At 63.1% G+C, this 21,147-nt stretch carries 9 protein-coding genes and 1 pseudogene; 3 read left to right on the top strand and 7 right to left on the bottom strand.

The features are described from left to right. Nucleotides 1-270: 270 nt before the first annotated feature. The 5 genes and pseudogenes from WKV53_RS28690 to WKV53_RS09700 form a co-directional block, all read right to left on the bottom strand. Nucleotides 271-2,457: pseudogene (locus tag WKV53_RS28690) on the bottom strand (beta strand repeat-containing protein); the annotation flags it as partial. 1,889 nt (nucleotides 2,458-4,346) lie between these two features. Further along, nucleotides 4,347-6,548, bottom strand: a complete 2,202-nt coding sequence (locus tag WKV53_RS09715; protein WP_341404377.1) for a serine/threonine protein kinase — start codon at nucleotides 6,546-6,548, stop codon at nucleotides 4,347-4,349. A gap of 77 nt (nucleotides 6,549-6,625) precedes the next feature. Beyond that, the gene (locus WKV53_RS09710; RefSeq protein WP_341404376.1) at nucleotides 6,626-7,177 is read right to left on the bottom strand and encodes an ECF-type sigma factor; all 552 of its coding nucleotides are present in this window, start codon (nucleotides 7,175-7,177) and stop codon (nucleotides 6,626-6,628) included. A gap of 91 nt (nucleotides 7,178-7,268) precedes the next feature. Further along, on the bottom strand, nucleotides 7,269-10,679 hold the full coding sequence (locus WKV53_RS09705; protein ID WP_341404375.1) for a 3-keto-alpha-glucoside-1,2-lyase-like domain-containing protein: 3,411 nt from the start codon (nucleotides 10,677-10,679) through the stop codon (nucleotides 7,269-7,271). Nucleotides 10,680-10,741: 62 nt separating this feature from the next. Beyond that, the gene (locus WKV53_RS09700) at nucleotides 10,742-11,797 is read right to left on the bottom strand and encodes a hypothetical protein (protein WP_341404374.1); all 1,056 of its coding nucleotides are present in this window, start codon (nucleotides 11,795-11,797) and stop codon (nucleotides 10,742-10,744) included. A gap of 384 nt (nucleotides 11,798-12,181) precedes the next feature. Between WKV53_RS09700 and WKV53_RS09695 the strand changes: the two genes are divergently transcribed. Further along, nucleotides 12,182-16,078: a hypothetical protein gene (locus WKV53_RS09695; protein WP_341404373.1), complete on the top strand. Its 3,897-nt coding sequence runs from the start codon at nucleotides 12,182-12,184 to the stop codon at nucleotides 16,076-16,078. Between the two features lie 30 nt (nucleotides 16,079-16,108). On the opposite strand, the gene WKV53_RS09690 is transcribed toward WKV53_RS09695, so the two are convergent. Both WKV53_RS09690 and WKV53_RS09685 read right to left on the bottom strand, forming a co-directional pair. Next, nucleotides 16,109-16,900, bottom strand: coding sequence for a PIG-L deacetylase family protein (locus WKV53_RS09690; protein WP_341404372.1), 792 nt, complete (start codon nucleotides 16,898-16,900; stop codon nucleotides 16,109-16,111). A gap of 14 nt (nucleotides 16,901-16,914) precedes the next feature. Continuing rightward, nucleotides 16,915-18,090, bottom strand: coding sequence for a glycosyltransferase (locus WKV53_RS09685; protein WP_341404371.1), 1,176 nt, complete (start codon nucleotides 18,088-18,090; stop codon nucleotides 16,915-16,917). A gap of 193 nt (nucleotides 18,091-18,283) precedes the next feature. Here WKV53_RS09685 and WKV53_RS09680 point away from each other — a divergent pair, with 193 nt between their 5' ends. Both WKV53_RS09680 and WKV53_RS09675 read left to right on the top strand, forming a co-directional pair. Continuing rightward, the gene (locus WKV53_RS09680; protein ID WP_341404370.1) at nucleotides 18,284-20,107 is read left to right on the top strand and encodes a rhamnogalacturonan lyase; all 1,824 of its coding nucleotides are present in this window, start codon (nucleotides 18,284-18,286) and stop codon (nucleotides 20,105-20,107) included. Between the two features lie 46 nt (nucleotides 20,108-20,153). After that, a complete protein-coding gene (locus tag WKV53_RS09675; RefSeq protein ID WP_341404369.1) occupies nucleotides 20,154-21,140 on the top strand; it encodes a type II secretion system F family protein in 987 nt (328 codons plus the stop codon). The last annotated feature ends 7 nt before the right edge of the window (nucleotides 21,141-21,147 follow it).

Here is a 21,147-nt window from a genome sequence, read left to right as displayed (position 1 = left end):
GAGGGTGCCGGCATCCGAGTAGAGCGTCGTATTGCCGTTACCGGTTCTCATCGTCACCTGCGTGGTCACATTCAGCGTGTTGTCACCCGAGATGTTGCGCAGTGCTCCGGTCAGGTTGTTTTCCCCGGCACCCGAGATCTGCACGTTGGCCACGGTGGGAGAAATGCCACCGGTGAGGCGGAACTCCGGGATGCGATTGGTCGCAGCATCGCCGGCGATGATCAGGGTCTTGGCGGCACTTCCCAAGGCATTGGTGTGGGCCGCGACAAGCACGCCATCGTCGACTGTCACGTTGCCGGTGAAGGTGCTGTCACCCGAGATCGTCCAGAGGCTGTTGTTGACCTTGGTCAAGCTGAGGACGTTGAGCCCGTCGGTGATGGAGCCGGTCACCTGGTTGGCCACGGCGGTGCCGCCGAGTGCCAGGGTCTTGGCGAAATTGCCGCCGGGCGAGATCGAAGCCGAGCCCAGGGTGATGTTCGCGGTGGTCGGATTCAGCGTGGTGGTGCCAGCCGCTCCGGCGGCGAGGCCCAGGCTGGTCAAGGCGATGCGCGGATCGCCACCGGCCACGTTCTCACCTGCGGCGACATTGAGGGTCACCGTGGAGAGATCGGCATTGCCGAGCACGTGGGTGATGCCTGGACCGGGAGTGGCCACGTCCGAGAGGATGGTGCCCGAGCTTCCGGCCGGAATCGTGACCGGATAAGCGGCGACGCTGGAGTTCGTGGCCAGATCGAGCACGCCGGTGGTGCCGGTGAAACGCACGAAGGAGCCGGTATCGCCGAACGCGGTGGTGGACTTGGCCACCACCGTACCCGCGGAGATGATCTTCTCGCCGATGAAGTCGCTATTGCCGCCAAGAACCAGCTTGCCGGTTCCCGCCTTGGTGAGGTTACCGGTTCCCGTTGCCTTGCCCGTGATGGTCAGGGTCGGAGAAGTGACTTCGATGGTGCCGCTGCCCTGCACGGTGAACCCGCGGTCGGTGGTGTTGGCTCCAGTAGCGAGGCTGTCATTGAAGACTAGGCGACCTCCGTTGAAGACGAGGTTCGCCGGGTCAGCGGAGCCGGCACCAATCGGTCCGGCGACGCCGCCATTGGTGATGCCATTGACTTCAAGGATGCCGCCGGTGGCACCGGTGAATCCGGGCTTGATGCCACCCAGCGTCAGGGCGCCGTTCCAGGTGTTGTTGGCGTTGGTGAAGTAGACCTTTCCGGAATCGTAGTTGATGAACACGTTGCCGGTGCCGGAGATCGGGCCCGGGATGGTCAGCGACTTCGACCAGCCGGCGGTGAAGTAGGCTTCGCCGCTGATGGCGATGCCGCGCAAGGGATCGAGAGCGGTATCCGAATCCAGGTTCTTCAAGCCACCGTTCGTGAGACGGACGGCGTTTGGAACGAGTTCGGAGGGAGATAGACCCAGTGGTCCGTCAAAGGCGGTGCGCAGTACGCCTCCATCCGATACCGACACGCCACCACTGTAGCTATTGAAGGAAGTGAGGTTTGCGCTGCCACCGATGAGGGCGACGGATCCGTCCCCATAGATGTTGTTCGCGATGTTCGGGATGACCGTTCCGCCGCGCTTGATGGCGAAGGTGGCTCCGGAGGCAACTTCAACGGCAACAGTTCCGAGGGAGCCGGTTTCGCCGCCGTCGCCGACTTGGAGTGTTCCGCCGCTGACGGTCACGCCGCCGAGGAAGGCGTCGTTGTTAGCGGTGAGGGCGACCGTTCCCGGGCCGCTGTTTTCAATGATGCCGGCTCCAGTGATGGAGTTGCCGACAACGGCGTAGCCACTGCGGGCAAACTTGAGACTCGCTCCGGATGCCACCTGGACCGCGCCGGTGCCGAGGCTGCCGGTGAGGCCGCCATTGCCGACCTGCAACGTGCCGGCGAGGACGTTGGTGATGCCGGTGTAGTTGTTGTCGGTGGCGAGGATGGTCGTGCCGGTGCCGTCCTTGGTGAGCTTGGTCGCTCCGCTGATGCTGCCGGTGCCGGACAGCGTGTAGGTGGCGGTGGTGTTGCCGTGATTGAAGGCCACGTCGGTGGGGAACACGGGCGTGTTCAGCACCACGGAGAGGCTGGCCGCTGCCGCATCGCCGAAGGTCACGGAGTCGAGCGGATAGAACTTCTCGAGACCGCCATTGAAGTTGGCGGTGCTGTTGTTGTTCCACACGGCACCATTCGAGCCGCTCCACGTCAGTGCGATGGGAAGTGCGGTCGAGGTGATGGTGATGGCGCTATTACTACCAGTGCCGTAGTTCACCACGGGATTCACACGGCTGCCCGCGAGGGCGGCGGGAATGTTGACGACGGGAGTTCCCGTCAGGCTGCCATTGTAGCGAACGAGTTCCCTGGTGCCGGTGAAGGTGACGAGGTTCGCTGCGGAGACCTCGATGGTGCCACCGGACGTGGAGAAGTTGCCACTGGTGGTGAGCTTGGCTGGAGTTGCTCCGCCGATGTCCATCAGCAGGGAGCCGCCGGACTGGTTGAAGTTTCCGACGCCTGCTTCAGAGCGGACCTGAACGGGGCCGTCCGTGAGCGAGAGGTCAGCCGAGGAGGTCGATTGGGAAAGGACGAGCGTGCCGGCGCCGGATTTCACCACGGTGCCGTTTTGAAGCGAAGGTCCGCTGTTGATGCCGTCCTCGGTGGCAGGTCTGATTTCGAGAGTGCCGCTGCTGATGGTGAACGCGCGGGAGGCTCCTTGGAGGTTGATGACGCGTGAGCCGTTGTTGTTGTTCGCGACGAACTGGCTGGCACCCGTCGAGATGAGATCCGATGAGAGGTTGAACTGGCCGGTGGCTGCGGCGGTGTTGTTTTCGAAGACCAGCTTGCCGCTGTTCAAGTTCAGCCCGCCCGCTCCGGAGTTGGCCGTGGCGGCACCGGCGACATCACCGGCGAGGCGGAGGCCGGCGTTGTTAGAGATGGCGAGGCTGCTGGTGGTGAATGCCTGATTGGCACTCACGTCATGGGTGCCACCGGTGAGCGTGGTGGCACCGGTCACGTTGAGGCCGGACACGTTAGACGCGGTGGCAGAGCTGATGGCCAGCGAGGCGATGGTCTCGGCGCGGCCCGCGGTGTAGGCGATGGCACCGGAGGTCACCGAGATGCCCGAGGCGTCGGCGATCTGGTTGGCCTGATTGATGCGGAGCGTGCCACCCGCGACGGTGATGTTGCCGGGCACGGCGATGACGCCGGTCTTATCGAGCGAGAGCTCGCCCTGGGTGATGGTGATGTTTCCGCTGAGGGTATTGGCTGCCGTGCCGGAGAGGATGAGTCCGCTGAGGCCGCCCTTGCTGAGGTTACCCGTTCCGGACATCACGCCCGAGAGGCGGAAGTTCACGAGGCCGGAGTTATTGGCGTCGCGGTTGTTCGTGATGGTGTGGTTGGTGCCGATCCACGCGATGTTCGAGGCGATCTCGAACGTGCCGGTCTTGCTATTGCTTCCACTGCCGGTGACGAGGTTGGCAGTGTTGCTGAACTGGATCGGACGGGTGACGGCGAAGGTGCCGGAGTTCTGGGATAGGATCAGCGCGGCCGAGTTGTTGACGGCGATCTTGCCGGTCCCGACCGTGCCGATGGTCAGTGGCAGGGAGCCGCCGGCATTGAGCTTGAGAGCGCCTTCGTTGACGTTGATGTCGCCCACGCCGGTGACGGTGACGGTGCCGATGGTGAGCTGGCCGGTGCCCGACTTGGAGAGATTCGCATTCAGCGTGAGTGAGCCGGCGACTCCGCTGCTGGCGACTTCATTGATGGCCAATCCACGGTCATCGAGCTGGTTGCCCGCTTGACCGCCGACTTGCCAGGTTTGGTTGGTCGCGATCGTGGTGTTTCCACGGAAGCGCAGGCCAATGCCCGCGGTGAAGTTACCCGCCGCGGTGACATCTCCCTTGATGGTCAGGTTATTGGCGGTGGTCGTCGAAAGCGTGAACCCGCTGATTCGCGTGCCGGTGGTGCCCACCGATATGGAGCCGACCGAGTGCGATCCATCATTGAGAGTGAGACCATTGGTGGTGGTATCCGCGATGATGATGTTCGCATCTGCGGCGGGAATGCCGGGGCTCCAGTTGGCGGCGGCGTTCCAGTTGACGCTGGTGCCACCATTCCATGTCGATTGAGCGGAGGCCGTTAGTGGGAAGACGATACTGACGAGGCCAAGGCCGTGGATAAGTCCCGGCTTGGTAGAGTTCGATTGGATCACAAGGTTTCTCGGGTTGGATCTAGCGGGTAAAAAAGCCGCCCCCGAGATCGTCTGATCTCTACGGGGCAGCCTTCAGTTCCGAGAGGCGATTCCGCCTAGTTCAACCCGACATATATTTTCCCTCAGGCGGGGAAAATTTGTCATACTGCTTTGCTTCAAACACCGATCATTGCGTCGGCTTCGCGCACCAGGATGCGCACCACCGCCCACGCGAACCACGTGCCGATCGGGGGGAATCCCGAGTCATCGATTTGGGATTCAACGCGTTGGAGATCGGCCTTCGCTTTCTCCAAGTTGGTGCGCGCTTCGGGGACACTGCCGCGTTTAAAATGGGACATCGCAAGGATGCACCGGATGGCGGCGATGCGGCTTCCGGAGGGGTCCTTGAAGTGCATGCCCTTGTCCGCCTCTTTGATGGCTTCGTCGTAGTTGCCCTTCCGGAAGTGGAAGAGCGTCATCGAGAGCGAGTTCCAATCGGGCAGGCCGGGCGTCCCGGGTTTGAAGTCACGGATCGCCTTCGCGGAGCTTTCCAGGCGCTCTAACATTTTCGGGTCCGCTGGCTGCAACAAGCACACCTTCAGCAGGTGCTCCGCTTGCATCGCATTCTGCGCGGGACCGTAGCGATCGAGCGCTTCCGTACGGAATTCAGCATAGGCCTTGGTGTCACCGGTTTCCAAGTAAGCGGGAGCGGTCATCAGGAGGTCGATGCCCTCGATGACCTTGGTGCGGTCCCCCAGCCGGTTGGCCTCGTTCATCATGCGGAAGCACAAGGCCGCCTGATCCCAGCGGCCGTAGACCGCATTCCAACGGCCAAGGGAACGGAACACTTCGGCCGCTTCGGGTGATGCCTCGATCGATTCGAGTGAGTCTTGCCGGAGAAGGAGATCCGCTGCGGCGGTATTGCCTTCGCTGAGCAGGATGGCAGCGCGCGAGACATTCGCTCGCGCCTGGGCCTGCCGCTTGAGGCGAGCCTGCTCGGCGAGCGCGTCTTTTTCCCTGAAGTAGAGTGCGGTGCTGATGCCGAAGCCGGCAACAAGCGTGACCAGCATCAATGCGCCGAGCACGCAGGCCGCGCGGTTCCGCTGGAAGAACTTCCGCATGAAGTAACCGCGGCTCGGCTTGCGTGCGATCACTGGCTCGTGCTGCAAGTAGCGCCGGATGTCCATCGCCAGGCTGTTCACCGTCTGGTAGCGGCGGTTGCGCTCCTTCTCCATCGCCTTGAAGACGATCCAGTCGAGGTCGCCATGCAGCGCGTTCGCCCACTTTTCTCGTGGGCCCGGCAAGGCGTTTCCCTTGCCTTCTTCCGCCGGAGTCCGTGCGACGTCGGAGGGCAGCGGTGGATTGTCCTCGATCAGGGTGCGGCGCAGTTCCGTCATCCCTTTCTTCAGCAGCAGCTCGGTATCGAATGGCGGTCGCCCGGCGAGCAACTCGTAGAGCAAGGCTCCCAGGCTGTAGATGTCCGCGCGGGTATCGATATCCATCCCGCCCATGTCGATCTGCTCCGGGCTCATGTAGGCAGGCGTGCCGATGAACTGGCCGACCTGCGTGATGCCCGCGCGAACGCGTGGTGAACCCTGGATGGCCTTCGCGATGCCGAAGTCGATGACCTTCGGGACAAAGGTGCCGTCGATGCTTTCGACGAGGATGTTGGAAGGTTTAATGTCGCGGTGAACCACGCCCTTCTGGTGGGCGTGTTGGATCGCCTGGCAGACGGCGATGAAGAGCTCCAGCCGGCTGGGGATGTCGAGCTGCTGGGTCTCGCACAAGGTGGTGATCCGCGCCCCGCGGACCAGCTCCATGACGAAGTAGGGGCGGCCGCGGAAGGTCCTGCCGCCATCCAGCACCCGCGCGATATTCGGGTGCTCCATGATTTCCAGCGTCTGGCGTTCCGCCTCGAAGCGTGAAACGACAGACTCGGTGTCCATGCCGCTGCGGATGATCTTGATCGCCACGGTGCGCACCATGCCCTCCTGCTGCGCCTCGAAGATCTCTCCGACACCGCCTTCGCCGATCTTCCGCAGCAGCGTGTAGCGGTCGATCGTGGCACCTTCGGTTTCGCCCAACGATGCTGGCTCCGAAGGAACGGGGAATTTGTCAGCGGGAAGTTCGTCGATGATCTCCTGCGCGAGTTCCGCGGTCCGCATACGGCTCTCGAGGAAAAAGGCGGATGAAGTGCCGGCCAGACCAAGAAGTTCCTCCATGCTCTCCTTCCCCAGAGGATCACCGTGAAAGGTACGCTCGAGAAATTCACGGCGCTGCACCGGATCCGGGATCTGCATGGCCGTCTCGAAGATCGCGTTCTCGATGGCAAGCGAGTCCGTTTCTTCTTCGTCAGCTGGATCTATCGTCTCCGTCATGGCTCTCCGCGCCGTGGTCGCAGTAACTTCAAGCGTTTCTTAGGATGGCGATTTCCAAGCTCCGGAACCGACAAAAATCAGCGCTGCCCGCGAATTTCACGGAACAGCCACGTCTTTGAATAGGCCCAGTAGCGTTCCACGGTCCGCTCGGTGACGCCCATCTCTTCTGCGACCTCCTGATTCGTCAAGCCGCCGAAGAATTTCAGCAGCACCACCTGCGCCCGGGGAGGATTCACTTTCTTCAGTTTCTCCAGCGCCGCATTGACCTGAAGCGTGGGTTCGTCCTCGTCCTGAGCCTCGTCTTCGGCAGCGGTCATGGGCACGCGCTCCAAGTCGCCGGCGTGCTTCACGCGCTTCCGGCGCCGCGCTCGGTCGATGAGGATGCGGCGCATGGTTTCCGCGGCGGCGGTGAAGAAGTGCGCGGTGTTTTTCCAGCTCTGGTCGCCATTCGAGCGCATGCGCAGCCAGGCCTCGTGGGCCAGGGCGGTGGGCTGGAGGGTATTCCCCGGCCGCTCGAAGGCCATGCGCTCTCCCGCCATGGCACGAAGGATCGGGTAGAGGCGACGGACGTCGTCCTCCGAATAATGGGAGAATTCCTCGTCCCCGTCCACGGGGACGAAAGTAGTCATACAACTTTCGACTTCAAGCCATTCGTTCCGAGGCTTTTCGTATGAGGAAATAAGAGGGCTGACAGCGGCCGGACACCTGCGCCCCAACAACTCACTCCTGCATCTCCGCTCTCAAGCGAGCAAACAGCTGCGGGCTGCCGGAGACCGGCTCATCCACGCGGAGGGTCACTTTTTCAAGAGTGCCGTCGCCGACGGGTTCGGGTGGACCGACGAGGCTTGAGGAGCGGAAGGTCCATGAGTCCGGACCGAGGGTCGACGAAGTTTCGATCCGGAAATCCAGTCCGCGGTCCAGGAAGTCCGCGCGTCGCACGAAGGTGAACTCGAGGTAGCTCTCTTCCGAGTCGTTGAACATGGTCATCCGCGGAGTCCGTGAATCGCCAGTCGTTGTGAGGATGTCTCCCGCCGTCGCGCTGCCGCCGGTGGCGTATTCCCAGAGGTTCTTCATGCCATCGCCATCGGGATCGGCATTTGGATCCTGCTGGGCTCCCTGGAGGCCGCTGCCGTCGATCCACGCTTGCCACTTCTCCTGAGGGCTCACTTTCGGAATGACCCAGATGTTGCGGAAGCGAACCGGACCGCTGGCACTGCTGGAGTGGGCCTGGAGGACGATGGGTAGGAGCCCGGGGGCTTCAGCGGGAGACTCTCCCGTGGCGCCGGGAATTGCGACATTGTTATGCACCAGCATGCCGTTCCAGCGAACAGTGGCGCGGGCGTCGGCGGTCTTCACCGCGCCGTTCCAACGGGCGGCGGTGAAATCGACATCGTAGCTTTGCCATGCGCCCGCACCGAGGCTGGCGTTCACGTCGGCTTGCTTTTGCAGGTAGAAGGAACCGGCCAGATCGTTTTGCAGGGATTGGCTGATCGGAGTGTTGAGGATTTGCAGCTCGTAGCTGCGCTGGAGTTTCACGCCGGAATTGCCTGCTTCCTGGCCGGTGCCGCCGGGTGGCGACAGCCATTCGAGGTGAAGCTTGAAGTCCCGGAAGCCAGCGATGGTCGAGATGTCGTTCGGGGCCGGATTGATCGCCACGCCCATGGCGCCCGCAGCGACGCCCCACGAGGGAGCGCCGTTGTTTGCGTCGCGCCGCCAGTTGTTGGTCAGGGAGGCAGCGGTGCCGTCGAAAAGCATCACGGCTCCGGGTGGGGCCGCGGCGGGCGGGCCGCAGACGTAGAGGTGATCGATGTTCGGGCCGTTGGTGATGGTGCTGGTCAGGCGGATCGTATTCTGGCCTTCCACGAGGTTGACGCTGATTCCGTCGGTGTAGATCCAGGAGGTCCAGACGGTGCCCGAGGGTCCGAAGGGGATGCTGGAATTCACCACGGTGCCATTCACGGATAGAGAGAGCGGCCGGTTGGTGGTGGTGCCATTGGCGTAGCGGAAGGAAATCCAGTGCGGGCCCGCTTGGTCGGCGGTGATGTTCCAAGTGAGCGTCTCGCCAATGGCGGTGCCGTAGTCGGCGAAGCCGGTGCCGGTGAATCCTGCGTTCCCGGAAGCGACCACGGGTCCCACACGGGTGGCGGTCTCCCCTTCATAGATCGCGGCTCCCGGGAGAGGCACCGGGGCGGTGGGCTCGGCGGGGGGATCCATCGGCACGAAGTCCGCGCCCATGGTGGTGGGCAGGAGGTTCAGGGTATACCATCCTTCGGTCGCCCACGGCGCGACGTGGGCGTCGTTCATGAAATCCTTCAGGCGAAGCGCGACCACATGGTCTTCCTTGAGGCCGGGGATCTTGATGAAGACCTTGCGGCGATCCAGCGAAACGTCCACCCGGGTCGCGGTCAGCGTTTCCACGTCGCTCTTCGGCCCGCCATAGGTGGAGGTGGGGATGTAGCGATACTGCTGGAGCACGTAGTTCCCCGGGATGGCTGCCACCGAGAAGGGCACCGGCTGGGTGAACTCGACGATGAAGCCATCGGCGCGTGCGCGCATGCTCTTCATCTCGAAGGTCACCTTGCCATTCGGCCGCAGGCGCTGCAGGCCGTAGGTGGTGTTCTTCCAGTTCCAGTTGCCGCCGGCACCGAGGCCGCCGACGTAGAGCGAGCCATCCGGGCCCCAGACGAGGCGGCTCATGCCGGACTCGAGTCCCTGGGTGAATTGGAAGACGGCGCCTTGATACTCGCCGCGGACCTTTTCCATGAAGACCCGGTTCACGCCGCCGTGGGTGAGCTCGGCGAATAGCATTTGCCCGGCATAGATGCCGGTGGGGATCAAGGTTGGCTGGGCGGGAGAGTTCGAAATCTCCCCGTGTGGCAACCACAGCGCCGGACGCGTGTAGGCGCGGGTGTCATCCGGGTTTTCACGATGACCATAGTAGTTCCCGGGCTGGAGGTGATTGATCTTCGATGAAGGCAGCCAGTCACCCTGGTTGTCTCCCGCGAAAAGCTCGCCGTCCATGCCGGCGACGAGACCATTCGGCGTGCGCAGGCCACTGGCCACGGCCTGCCAGGTCCTTGCCACCGGATCGATCTTCAACAGGGACCCGGGGCCATTCGGCACGGGAAATGAGCCTTTCGAGCCGGGCAAATACGCGGTACTGCCATTTCGCAGCGGCACCGAGGTGGTCACCCACAGGAAGCCATCCTTCGGCACCAGATTGAAGGTGAACTCGTGGTAGTTGAACGAGGCCGGCCAGCCGTGGGCGACGGCTTGGTATTCGTCCGCCACGTCGTCGCCATCGAGGTCGATCAACTTGGTGACCTCCTGCTTCTGGCTCACGTGGATGATGCCATCGATGACCTTGAGCCCGAGCGGCTCGCCGAGGCCTTCCGCGAAGCGATGCACGGTGACCGCGGCCGGATTGTCGAGGTGATCCAGCAGATAGACTGCGCCCGTCGAGTCCCAGGTGGAGACCGCAAGACGACCATCCGGCAGGAAATCGAGCCCGCCCACCGCCGGGTGGAAATTCGCGGGCCGGAAATTCACCAGATCGAAGCTCGGGTGCACGCCGACCAGTGGACGTCCATCGCCCGGGCCGCCGGCAGTGCCGCCTTCGCCGTCCTGATAGTAGTAGTTCTTGAGTCCAGGTGATGTGACCTGCGTCAGGCCGTCCTCGGTCTGAAGCACGCCGGCGGGGACGACTTCGAAGGCGCTGGCACCCGGTGGTTTCCACTCGAGCAGGAGTTTCGAGGAGCCCGTGTTTTGGTAGAAATCGATGTAGTATCGGATAGTCCCGGGCAGCAGGTTCAGCGTGGCGGTCTTGGTGTTGGTGCCGGCTTGGTTATTGTCGATGACCAGTGCCGCGTCGTCGCCGAGGAACCACTTCGCGCCATCATCACTGGTCAGGCGGAATTCATAGGTGCCGCCGGTCGTGATCGCCATGCGTCCCCAGGCGTGGCCGATGTAGTGCTCGGCCAGCGGGGGGCCATAGGTGCTCGCCCACGGGGTGCTGAAATCGATGGTATTGAAATCCGCCGAGACGTTCGGCGTCTGGCCGTCCACCAGCACCGGCAGCTCGCGCATTTCCGCGCCGGTGTCGTAGACCCAGACCGTGACGCCGGGTTTCAACGCCGGTGTTGTTTGGGCTACGGCTCCTGCAAAACAGCAGGCCAGGACTGCACCGAATCGAATCAAGGAGTCCATGTGGTCTCGAGGGTTGCGTCACCGTTGGTGGTGAAATCCAGGAAGGTCGCGCCGGCTTCGGTGCGGAGTGCCGTCGCGCCGGTCACCGCGTGGGTGGCCTGATAGCCATTGCCATCGATTTCAAGCGACAGGCGCGAGCTCGCAGGCATGCCGGTGATCGTGAACTTCCGCTGCAATTTTGCCCCGGTCATCGCCTCAGGGCGTTCCTCGATGCCGACGCGTGCGCCGCCTGGCAGCACCATGTCGTAGCGGACCACGATGCCATCGGTGTGGTTGATCAGCTTGTAGCCGCGCCAATCGACCTTGATGGCGACCGGGCTTCCGCCGGTCTGCATGGTCCAGGCACGGTAGTCGCCGAAAAGCAGCACATCTCCGAGTGTGGCGGTGGAGCCGGTGGTATTGCGGCGGAAGCGGACCTTCACCGCCTGCCCGTTGACCTCGACCAATTTCATGTTCCCGTCTGCTGCCGGGGCGTCGATCGACATCCACTGCTGAGCGGTCCACGTCGCGCCGTTGTCATTCGAGACATCCACCAGCAGCCGGTTGTCTCCGCCCGGGGTCTGGTAGGAGAGCATCACGTTATCGTAATTCCGCAGGTCGGCTGCGGGGGAGACGAGCATCGTCCCCGCGGCGGTGGAGAGGTTCCACGAGGTGCCGGTGGTGATTCCGGTCGCCGACCAACCGGCGGGGATGATCGTTTCGTTGGTCGCGGAAAACAGGAACGCCTTTTTCAGCAAGTGGTAGGTCGTCCCGGTGGTGGCCGAGTTTTGCTGGCCGAAGTCCCAGACCTTGCCGCGGAACTGGATCCCGCCGTTCCACACCTTGTGCAGCGTGCCGTTTGCCGGATTGTAGGCCACCCAGAGATCGGAGCGGAGGGCCGCCACCAGCATCCGCGTCTTGTTTTCCAAGGTCAGCCGGAAGGCCCATGGGTCGCGCCCGCGGACTGGACCCACTGCCGGGGAGGGGGTCGCCAGAAGCGGCAAGAGCAGCAGCGCCGCCCACGGTAGCCTCCGGGAGAAGGGGTTTCTGGAAGGAGCAGTCATTGGGTCGTGGGTTATTCAGGAAAATTCGGCCGGAGGGTTCCGCGATTTAACGGCGGAGCCCCCCGGCCTCTCTCAGGGACCCTCAGGACGGAAACGAACCCAACATTTCCGTCTTTCTTCCCGAAATTGATTAAGCAGGGGTTTCGACGGTGGGGGTTTGGGCCACCGTCTACCGGGAGGCGTCTTCCCGGGGGCAAAGCCGACAGAAATTTTCGGAGGGGCGCTTATTTGCCGCTGAACGACACGCCGCGGGTGCTTTCGGGGACTAAACCCCATCCGGCCGACCGACATCTTCCGGTAGCTCTCCGAATCCGACCTGTCGGGCGGCAGCCTCGAAACCCATTGATCCGCCGCTTGCCGCGGCGTTTCTTGTCTAAAGCCCTCATGAAAGCCCTTTTCTTCCTGCTGCTGGCGCCGGTGCTTTGCGCGGCGCCAGCCAATGTCTGGCATCTGGCGTCGGTCAATGAGTCGCAGATCGGAAAGACGATGCGGGATCCGGTTTACGAGGTGAAGGCGACCGACACCACGGTCTACCAAGGCTTCTTCAAGAACAACGGGGCCGGAGGGAACCAGAACGGAGGCACGCTGTTCTACCGCACCGTGCCACGCGGGGGTTCGCCCGGGAGCTGGCAACCGGTGGCGCTGGGTTTTTACTCGAATTTCCCCGGGAGCGGGAATGACCAGAACCAGTATTGGAAGGCGGTGATTCCCACGACGGGAATCGCGGCGACGGATGTGATCGAATATTACGTCCGCACCACCTTCAGCGGCGGGAGTCCGGAAACGACTTACCTTTACGGCAAGGACAACGCTTCCTCGACCACGACGACCGAGGCGACTGCGCAGGCGTCGCCTTTCTCGATCCGCAACCGGCCGGGATGGATTTATCACGCGAACAACCGGACGATTGCGGGCAACGATATCCAGATTCGCGCCAAGACCGGCTACATCGGGCCGGACAATTCGCTGGCCTCGCGATGGGCGACGGCGGGTGCGGTCTACTACACGACGGATGGGACCACGCCGGGTGGTGCGCTTGGTGTGGCAGGTGGCACGAGCACCGCAGTGGCGATGGCCTTCGATGGCACGGAGGGAGATCCCAGCGGGAATGGCAACGCCGCCGTGTGGCGCGGGACTTTGCCCAATGTGTTGAATGGCCTGCCGCTGGGCGCGCAGGTGAAGTACAAGATCGGGCTGTGGAATCCGGAGACGAACGACGAGAAATTCGCGGATCACATCGCGGGCACCAACAATGCGGTCTTCATCTATCAGAACGGCATGGTCGGGCAGCCGACGCTCACCATCAATGGGGCCGATGGCAACTACACGGCGAGCAAGTTGTTCGTGGATGAGATCGCCGGTGATTCGATTCCGCTGGGCATTTCCTTCCAGCCGGGTGAGGCGAACGTCACGGCTGCGGAGATCTACACGAACCTGAACCGTCGCGACCGCGCGGACATCGATGCGGATGGCGACGGTTATCCGGATGGCGTGAGCGGACCGGATGGATCGACACTGGTGGCTGGCGATGACTCGAACTACTTCAAGGCCTACACGATGACGTCCGCTGGAGCGGGCACCTACACGCTGACCTTGCCGGCGGAGAAGACAGGCGCTTACCGGCTCACCGCGCGGTGGAAGGTTTCCGGGGATCCGAATTGGCGGTGGTACACGAACGTTGCCGCGAACCGCCGTGACCATGCCATCACCGTGTCGCCGAAGGATGCGCGGAACATCACGCTCTATGAGGTCAACGTGCTGAACATCGAGGCGTCGGGTGATACCTTTGAAACGCGCTCGACCCTCGAGGACATGCACAATGCTCCCGGCGCGCCTCACAATGGAGCGAACCACTGGGATCTCGACTACCTGAAGTCGCTCGGTGCGAACTGGCTGTGGTTCCAGCCGATCCATCCACCGGCGCGCGATGGCCGCGAGCCGTTCGGCGGATGGGGCAGTGGCAACCCGCCTTATGAGCCTGGGAGTCCGTATGCGGTGAAGAACTTCTTCGAGGTCAGCCCGATCTTCACGAAGAACTTCAGCGGCAGTCCTTTCAACAATGCCGACTTGCTCAGCCAGACGAACCGCGATGCGGCGATGACGGCGTGGCAGAATTTTGTGAGCGCGGCGGATGCAAAGACGGTGGGCATCATGCTGGATGCGCCGTTCAATCACACGGCTTATGACGTCGAGCTCGCCGATGCGGGCGTGAGCCTGTTCCAGCCCGATGGCCAGACGTGGGCCAAGACGGATGAGATCCGCAATCGCGAGGCGCGCTTCTTCTCGGCTGCGGGGAATTATGGCAACCGGGCATCGAGTGCGGCGACCATTGCGCCGGGACCGGATCGTTTTGACTTCGGGAAGTGGAACGATGTGAAGGATGTTTTCTTCGGCCGCTATGATGCGTTGGTGGAAACCGACAGCGAGCCGGAGCGTTCAAGCTACACCAGCGAAGGTGATTGGTTCGATGCGACCGATAGCGATTGGACGGCGAATGACTTCGTGCAAGGCGCCCAGCAGAAGAATGTGACGCGGCGCGTGTGGCAGTACTTCGCCCGTTACGGCACGCACTGGCTGGAGAAGACGCGGCCAGCAGGGCAGAACCGGAACAGCTCGACCGAGCCCGGCCTGACGACAGCGCAGCGCTATGCGTGGGACGCGCGCGGCATTGATGGCCTGCGCTGCGACTTCGGCCAGGGACTGCCGCCGCAGTGCTGGGAGTACATCATCAACGTGGCCCGCTCGAAGAAGTGGAACTTCGTGATGATGAGCGAATCGCTCGATGGCGGCGCGGTGACCTATCGTTCGAACCGCCACTTCGACATTCTCAACGAGAACATCGTCTTTCCGCTGGCGAGTGCCACGACCAAGAGCGACTACCGGAACATCTTCGAGAGCCGGCGGAATGCCTACGGGCAAGGTCTCGTCTTGATCAACAACACCTCGCATGACGAAGCGAACTACAATGACCCGTGGGAAGCGCTGATCCGCTTCAGCGTGGCGGGTTCGATGGATGGGGTGCCGATGATTTTCCCGGGCCAGGAACTCGGGATCTCCGCCACCTATGGCTACGACCACTACGAGCTGAATTTCGGGAAGCAGATCCCGCACTTCAAGCGGTTCAACTCGATGCAGCCGATCTGGACGGATGCGAATTTTGGCAACGACCAGCTGTATCCGGTCTATGCGGGCATGGGTGCGGCGCGTGGATCGAGTCCGGCTCTGCGGGCTTCGAACCGATGGTTCCTGGATGGCGATGGCAACAACACCAAAGTCCATGCGATTGCGAAGTATGAAACTGCCAATGCCTCGCCTGCCTTCAGCGACGTGGTGATGGCATTTGCCAATCTCGATCGTGCGAACAACCAGCAGGACAACTTCAAGGTGCCATCAGGTCTCGCGCCGTTGCTGGGGATCAAGGATGGCCGCACGTATAACGTGAAGAACATCGCGGCCTATCTCAATGCGGGCATCGGGATGAGCGGCCGTCGCAATTCCTGGCAATGGGGTGCGGGCTACACCGGCACACAGTTGAAGAACAATGGGTTCCTTGTGGTGCTCAACAAGGTGCCGACGATGGACACCTCCGCCAACCCTGCTGATGCGGCGTGGAACCAGCGTCCCTTCGAGGCTCAGTATTTGAAGCTCTACGACGTCACCCCGCCGCCGTCTCCCGCGCCGCTGGCGAATTACTACGAAATTGGTAGTTCAGGGACCTTCACATGGGTGTCCAATGCAGGGCCGGACGACAATGTCGGCTCGTGGCTGGTGGAAGTGTTCGATGGTGACGGCGATCCGGTATCTTCCGCTACCGTGACCAGTCCGCAATACACGTTCAATGGCATGGCCGGGGAGATCTACCGCGCGCGGATCACTGCCATCAGCGCGGCGGGTATTTCTTCCGCTTCTCCCGGCCAGAGCGATGCGGGGGCACCGAATCCCGGTTCGACGACTACGGCGGTCCAGCTTCTTTCGGCTGCCGGTGATCAGGACGGCGATGGGGAGAGCAATGCGGATGAGCAGGCAGCGGGGACGAATCCGTTGAGTGCGGCTTCGGTGTTCCGGGTGACGGATGTTTCGCGGAACGGCGGGAATGTGGAGGTGAGCTTTTCCAGCGTCGCGGGGTTCACGTATCAGCTGGAGACGAGCACCACGCTGGCGGATGGATCATGGACGGATACCGGTGCTCCGTTGGAAGCGGTTGGGGCAAATTCGATGATTTCCGTTCCGGCCAGCGGTGAGAAGAGGTTCTACCGTGTAAGGGTTGAGGAGGCCGAATGACCGTTCGTGTCGACGGAACGTCGACACCCCTTATCCGCTTGCGCGGGGGTAGTGCCGGAAGGCTTCCTTCGCGCTGAGATCGACGTAGCCCTCCAAGGATCCGCCGTGGCCGGCGAAGTAGTCGCGTTGTGAGACGTGAGCGCGGAAGGCGGCGAGGCGCTGGGTGCGATGCGGAGTGCCATCGATGACGAGATCGGCGGGATCGTCGCGATTCAGCATGCCGGGAAGGGCATGAGAATCCTGCCAAGCGTGGATGGTGAGGATGTCGTGCTTGCCTTCCGAGGCGAGAAAGACCGCGCGATGGGCGAGCAAATGTGCTGGATGCCAGTATTCGCCGCCGCTGCCGTGGGTGAGAATGATCGAGGGGCGGTGTTTTTCTAACAGGGCCTTCAGCCGTGCCGCGAGGTCTTCGGGCGAAACGTCAGGAGCAAAGGTGCGGTGGGCCAGACCGAGAGGATCGAGGTAGTCCAGGAACTCGACGGAGGCAGCACCGAGCGCGGCGGCGGAGGCACGCAGCTCGGCTTCACGGATTTGTCCGAGTTCCTCACGGGTCATGCCGCCGGTGATGCCACCTTCGCCGCGGGTCAGGCAGATGAGATGGAATGGGACTTTTCGCGCCGCGAGTTCGCAGAGCAGGCAGGAGGCGAAGAGCTCGTCATCGGGATGGGCGAAGACCGCGAGGACGGGGCCGCCGGATTCTAACAGCGAATCAAGCGTCACCGGTCGCGGTGCCCGCGGTGGTCGCAGGGGGCGCAGAAGCTGGAGCCAGCGCTTGCGGTAGAAGAGAGGATCGGTGAGGCGCTGGGAAAGCTTGCTCCACATGGCGACTTGGATCGTTAGATCGGCCGGCCGAGGAAATCCTGCACGATCTCGACCAGTCGCACGCTGAAGTGCTCCGGGGCGAAGCGTTCGACATTTTCGCGCAGAGACCGTCGCAGCGGGGCGTGGGAGTCCGGTTGATCGAGCACGGCGAGGATCCTGGCAGCCGCGTCGTCGGGATTCCGGTAGACGAGCGACTCGTCGGCCGCGATTTCCCGCGTTGCGCCTTCGGCAGGCACGAAGGGAATCAGGCCAGCGGCGGCCATTTCGGCGACTGCGATGCCGAAGGCTTCCACGCGGCAGGCATGGAGACCGAACGAGCGCGTCGAAAAGAGCGCGGTCTTTTCCCGTGGCCCGAGGAAGCCGGGGGTCCGCACCCACTCCTGGCGTTCGCGGACCATCCGGCGGATGCGCCGCGAGTAGCTGTCGTCGCCGATTTTACCGAGCAGGTCGAGAGTCGCGGGTCGTCCGGCAGCACGGACCCGGTCGAGGATGGTGAGGATGGACTCGATTTCCTTTTCCGGCGTGATGCGGCTCATGGCCACGAAGCCGAGAGGCTCGCGCTTGGAGTTTTCCAGGCCAAGCGGTGACGACGGGGGAAAGAGCACCGGGACGCGGTCCAGAGGGAAGTGCTCCCGGAGGCGCGTGGAGGTCCATTGGGAATTCGCGACCACGAGATCATCCGGAGCGAAGGCCGGCTCATCGTGGCGGCCGGCGAGGTGCTCGCCGATCGAGAGGTACGCCTGCCGGACGAAGGACGGGCGGTGATGCGCTTGGCCGGTGGCGGTCGGGTAGAGGGCAAGCCGGCATTTCTCGTCGAAGCTGAAGTCGCCGATGAGCTGGATGGCGCGCTTGCCGAAGCGGATGGGATTGTAGGCGCTGATGCAGGCGTCGAACTTGGTGCCCTGGGTGCGGCAAAAGCGTTCGAACCACGCCCGCTGCCAGAAGGCCACCACGGTGCCGGTATTCACGCCGGGTAGCCGCGGCGCGGAGAGCAGGGCGACCTTTTCGGGAGAAACGCGGGTGCCGTAGGTGGCATTCAGATCGGCCCAATCGACCGGCGAGGCGGTGGCAAAGGTCACTCGGGCGCGGTCTTGCAGGGCGTGCAATGCCCACATGGCGGTCGCTTCGGAACCGCCGCGGCCCATCCAGGGATGGGCGATCAGGATTTCAGGCTGGAGGGGGATGGCCATCGGTCCGTCTCACAAGTCGGGGGTGCCCGGCGGGCCGGTGCCTGCCAGCGTGGAAATCCATTGCATGGGGGAAGATGAAGGGATGAGGATGGAGGTTGTCGAACCTTTTGCCGCCGGGCTACGCCATCGCGTCCCCATCCCCCGAAGGGGTAAGGCGTGGAAGAAACGGCCGGCGGGTTTCCTCCCATACGTCATGAAGTGCCTCCTCCTCATCGGCTTGCTGCTGCCCCTTCATGCCCGGCCCATGGAAAAACTCGACCGCGGGCTGGTGGCCGTGCGGCAGGCGGATGGATCGGTTTATGCGGGCTGGCGCTTGCTGGGGGATGATCCCAAGGGAGCGGCTTTCAATCTCTATCGGCGGGTCGAGGGCAAGGACGAGCGGGTCAACCCGGAGCCGCTGACGGGCGCGACCAATCTGGTCGACCGCGAGGCCGGGAAGACGGAGGCGTATGTTGTCCGCCCGGTCGTCGACGGGAAGGAGGCTCCTTCCTCGAAGCCGGCGAAGGTGCTGGAGAAGAACTTCATCGAGATCCCGATCCAGCCGATCGAGGGCTACCGGCCGCACGATGCCTCGGTCGCGGACCTGGATGGGGATGGCGAGTACGAGATCATCGTGCACCAGGCCTCGCGCGGGCAGGACAATTCCTTTGCGGGCATCACCGGCACGCCGGTGCTGGACGCCTACAAGATGGACGGGACCCGGCTGTGGCGGATCGACCTGGGCATCAATATCCGCGAGGGTGAGCACTATACGCAGTTCATGGTCTACGACTTGGACGGTGATGGCTGTGCGGAGCTGGCATGCAAGACGGCGGATGGGACGAAGGACGGCACGGGGAAGATCATCGGTGACGCGACGAAGGATTGGCGGAACCAAGAGAGGGGGACCCAGCGCTACGGGCGGATTCTAACCGGGCCGGAATTTCTGACGGTCTTCGATGGGAAAACGGGTGCCGCATTGAAGACGGTGGATTTCATTCCCGGCCGCGACCCGATCGATGGCTGGGGCGGCATCGGTGGGAATGGTGGCAATGACAGCTATGGCAACCGTTGTGACCGGTTCCTCGCGTGTGTGGCCTATCTGGATGGCGTCCATCCGAGCCTGGTGATGACGCGTGGCGTTTATGGGCGCACGGTTTTGGCGGCGTGGGACTGGCACGGTGGTGAGCTGAAGTCGCGCTGGGTTTTCGATAGCGGTGTCAGCAAGCCGCCGTTCAAGGATGCCTCGCCTTATTCCGGAATGGGCGGGCATGCGCTGTCGGTCGCGGATGTGGATGACGATGGGAAGGACGAGATCATCTATCAGGCGATGACCATCGATGACGATGGCAAGGGCCTCTACTCGACCGGCCGTCGTCACGGGGACGCGCTGCATGTGGGTGACTTCGATCCCGAGCGGCCGGGCAAGGAGCTGTACCTGATCACCGAGAATGAGGAGGAGACGGTCGCCCTGAAGACGCCCGGCGCGGGACTGCACGATGCGCGCACCGGCAGCGTGCTGTGGAGCCACAGTCCCGGTGTGGATTTTGGCAATGGCATCGTGGCGGACATTGATCCGCGGCATCCGGGTGCGGAGGTGTGGGGTGGTCCGACTGCGTTGAGAACGATTCGCGGGGAGGAAATCGGGCCGCATCCGCGCGGCTCGGATTGGGTGATCTGGTGGGATGGGGATTTGCTGCGGGAGATTTATGACCGGTCCTCGATCTTCAAGTGGAAGTGGGAAGAAGGCCGGGAGGAGAAGATCTTCTCGGCGGAGATGCCGGGTGGGCGCGGGCGTTTTGCGGGATTCCGGCCGAATCTCGCGGCGGACTTGTTAGGGGATTGGCGGGAGGAGTTGCTGCTGCCCGGGCCGGACGGGAAATCGCTGAGGCTCTACACGACGACGATTCCCACCGAGCACCGGCTGGTGACGTTGATGCACGATCCGCAGTACCGGCTTTCCGTTGCGTGGCAGAATGTCGCCTACAACAAGCCGCCGCATCCGTCGTTTTTCCTCGGTGAGGGGATGAAGGAGTGAATCACCTTTCCATCGTCGTTAGGCGTGCCAGATTCGGGTGAAACCCATGGCATTTTCCGCCGCGCAGAAGCACCTCTTTTACACCGAGATCGCCAAGCTCCTTGAGGCTGGCTTTGGCATCCGCGACGCGGGCCGGGCGATGCTTGATACTCGGCCGCCGGCAAATCAGGCCGAGCTGTTGCGTGAGATGGACCGCGATCTGGAAGCGGGCAAATCGATCACCGAGGCGTTCGGGCCCGGGGTGATCACGTCGCTGGAGCGCAGCATCATCGGCGCGGGCGAGCGTGGCGGGCGACTGGCTCCGGCCTTCCAGCACCTGGCGGACTACTTCGGGATGCTGGCGTCCGCGCGCAAGGAGTTCTGGGGAGCGATGGTGTATCCGGCGTTTCTGCTGCACCTGGGGCTTTTCGTGGGCATTCTCGCGCCCGGGCTGGGCAGCGGGGCCAGCTTCGGCGAGATGGCGGTGGATTTCTTGGTCGCGTTGGTGGCGCTGTATGGGGCGGGCTTTGTGGTGTGGGTGGTGGGCAAGGCGTTGTTGAAGAACGCCTCGGCCAGCACGGCTGTGGATGCGGTGCTGCGGCGCATCCCGGTGATCGGCGGTGCGCGCCGGGCGATGGCGATGGCGCGCTTCACGAAGGTCTATCACACCTGCCTGCTGGCCGGGCTTTCGATGAATGAGACGGTGGCAACCTCCAGCGAGGCTTCCCACAGCGCGACCATCTTGGCGGCAGGGAAGCAGCTTGGGGAGGTTTTGAAGGGTGGCGGTCCGCTCGGCCCCACGATGATGTCCTGTGGCGCATTTCCGCCGGCTTTCGCCCGCTCGTATGCCACCGCCGAGGAGGCGGGCAGCCTCGACAAGGACCTGGCCCGCTGGTCCGCGGTCTATCAGGAGGACGCTGCCCGGAGCTCCAAGATGGCCGCGGGGATGATCTCGAAGGGGCTGTATTTCGCGGTGCTGCTTTTCGTCGGGTGGACGATCATCCGGTTCTACATGGGGCAGTTCCAGCAGTACGAGGATATACTGGGGGAATGACCGGCAG

Origin of the sequence: Luteolibacter sp. Y139 (assembly GCF_038066715.1) — a bacterium.
In the GTDB taxonomy this organism is placed as follows: Bacteria; Verrucomicrobiota; Verrucomicrobiia; order Verrucomicrobiales; family Akkermansiaceae; genus Haloferula; species Haloferula soli.
Note: the sequence above shows the minus strand (reverse complement) of the source record. Positions and strands in the feature narration are given on the sequence as shown.

Excerpts from the sequence above, each read along its gene's own strand:
- WKV53_RS09700 (WP_341404374.1), bottom strand. The coding sequence starts at position 11,797 with ATGACTGCTCCTTCCAGAAACCCCTTCTCCCGGAGGCTACCGTGGGCG.
- WKV53_RS09675 (WP_341404369.1), top strand. The coding sequence starts at position 20,154 with ATGGCATTTTCCGCCGCGCAGAAGCACCTCTTTTACACCGAGATCGCC.
- WKV53_RS09695 (WP_341404373.1), top strand. The coding sequence starts at position 12,182 with ATGAAAGCCCTTTTCTTCCTGCTGCTGGCGCCGGTGCTTTGCGCGGCG.
- WKV53_RS09710 (WP_341404376.1), bottom strand. The coding sequence starts at position 7,177 with ATGACTACTTTCGTCCCCGTGGACGGGGACGAGGAATTCTCCCATTAT.
- WKV53_RS09680 (WP_341404370.1), top strand. The coding sequence starts at position 18,284 with ATGAAGTGCCTCCTCCTCATCGGCTTGCTGCTGCCCCTTCATGCCCGG.
- WKV53_RS09715 (WP_341404377.1), bottom strand. The coding sequence starts at position 6,548 with ATGACGGAGACGATAGATCCAGCTGACGAAGAAGAAACGGACTCGCTT.
- WKV53_RS09685 (WP_341404371.1), bottom strand. The coding sequence starts at position 18,090 with ATGGCCATCCCCCTCCAGCCTGAAATCCTGATCGCCCATCCCTGGATG.
- WKV53_RS09690 (WP_341404372.1), bottom strand. The coding sequence starts at position 16,900 with ATGTGGAGCAAGCTTTCCCAGCGCCTCACCGATCCTCTCTTCTACCGC.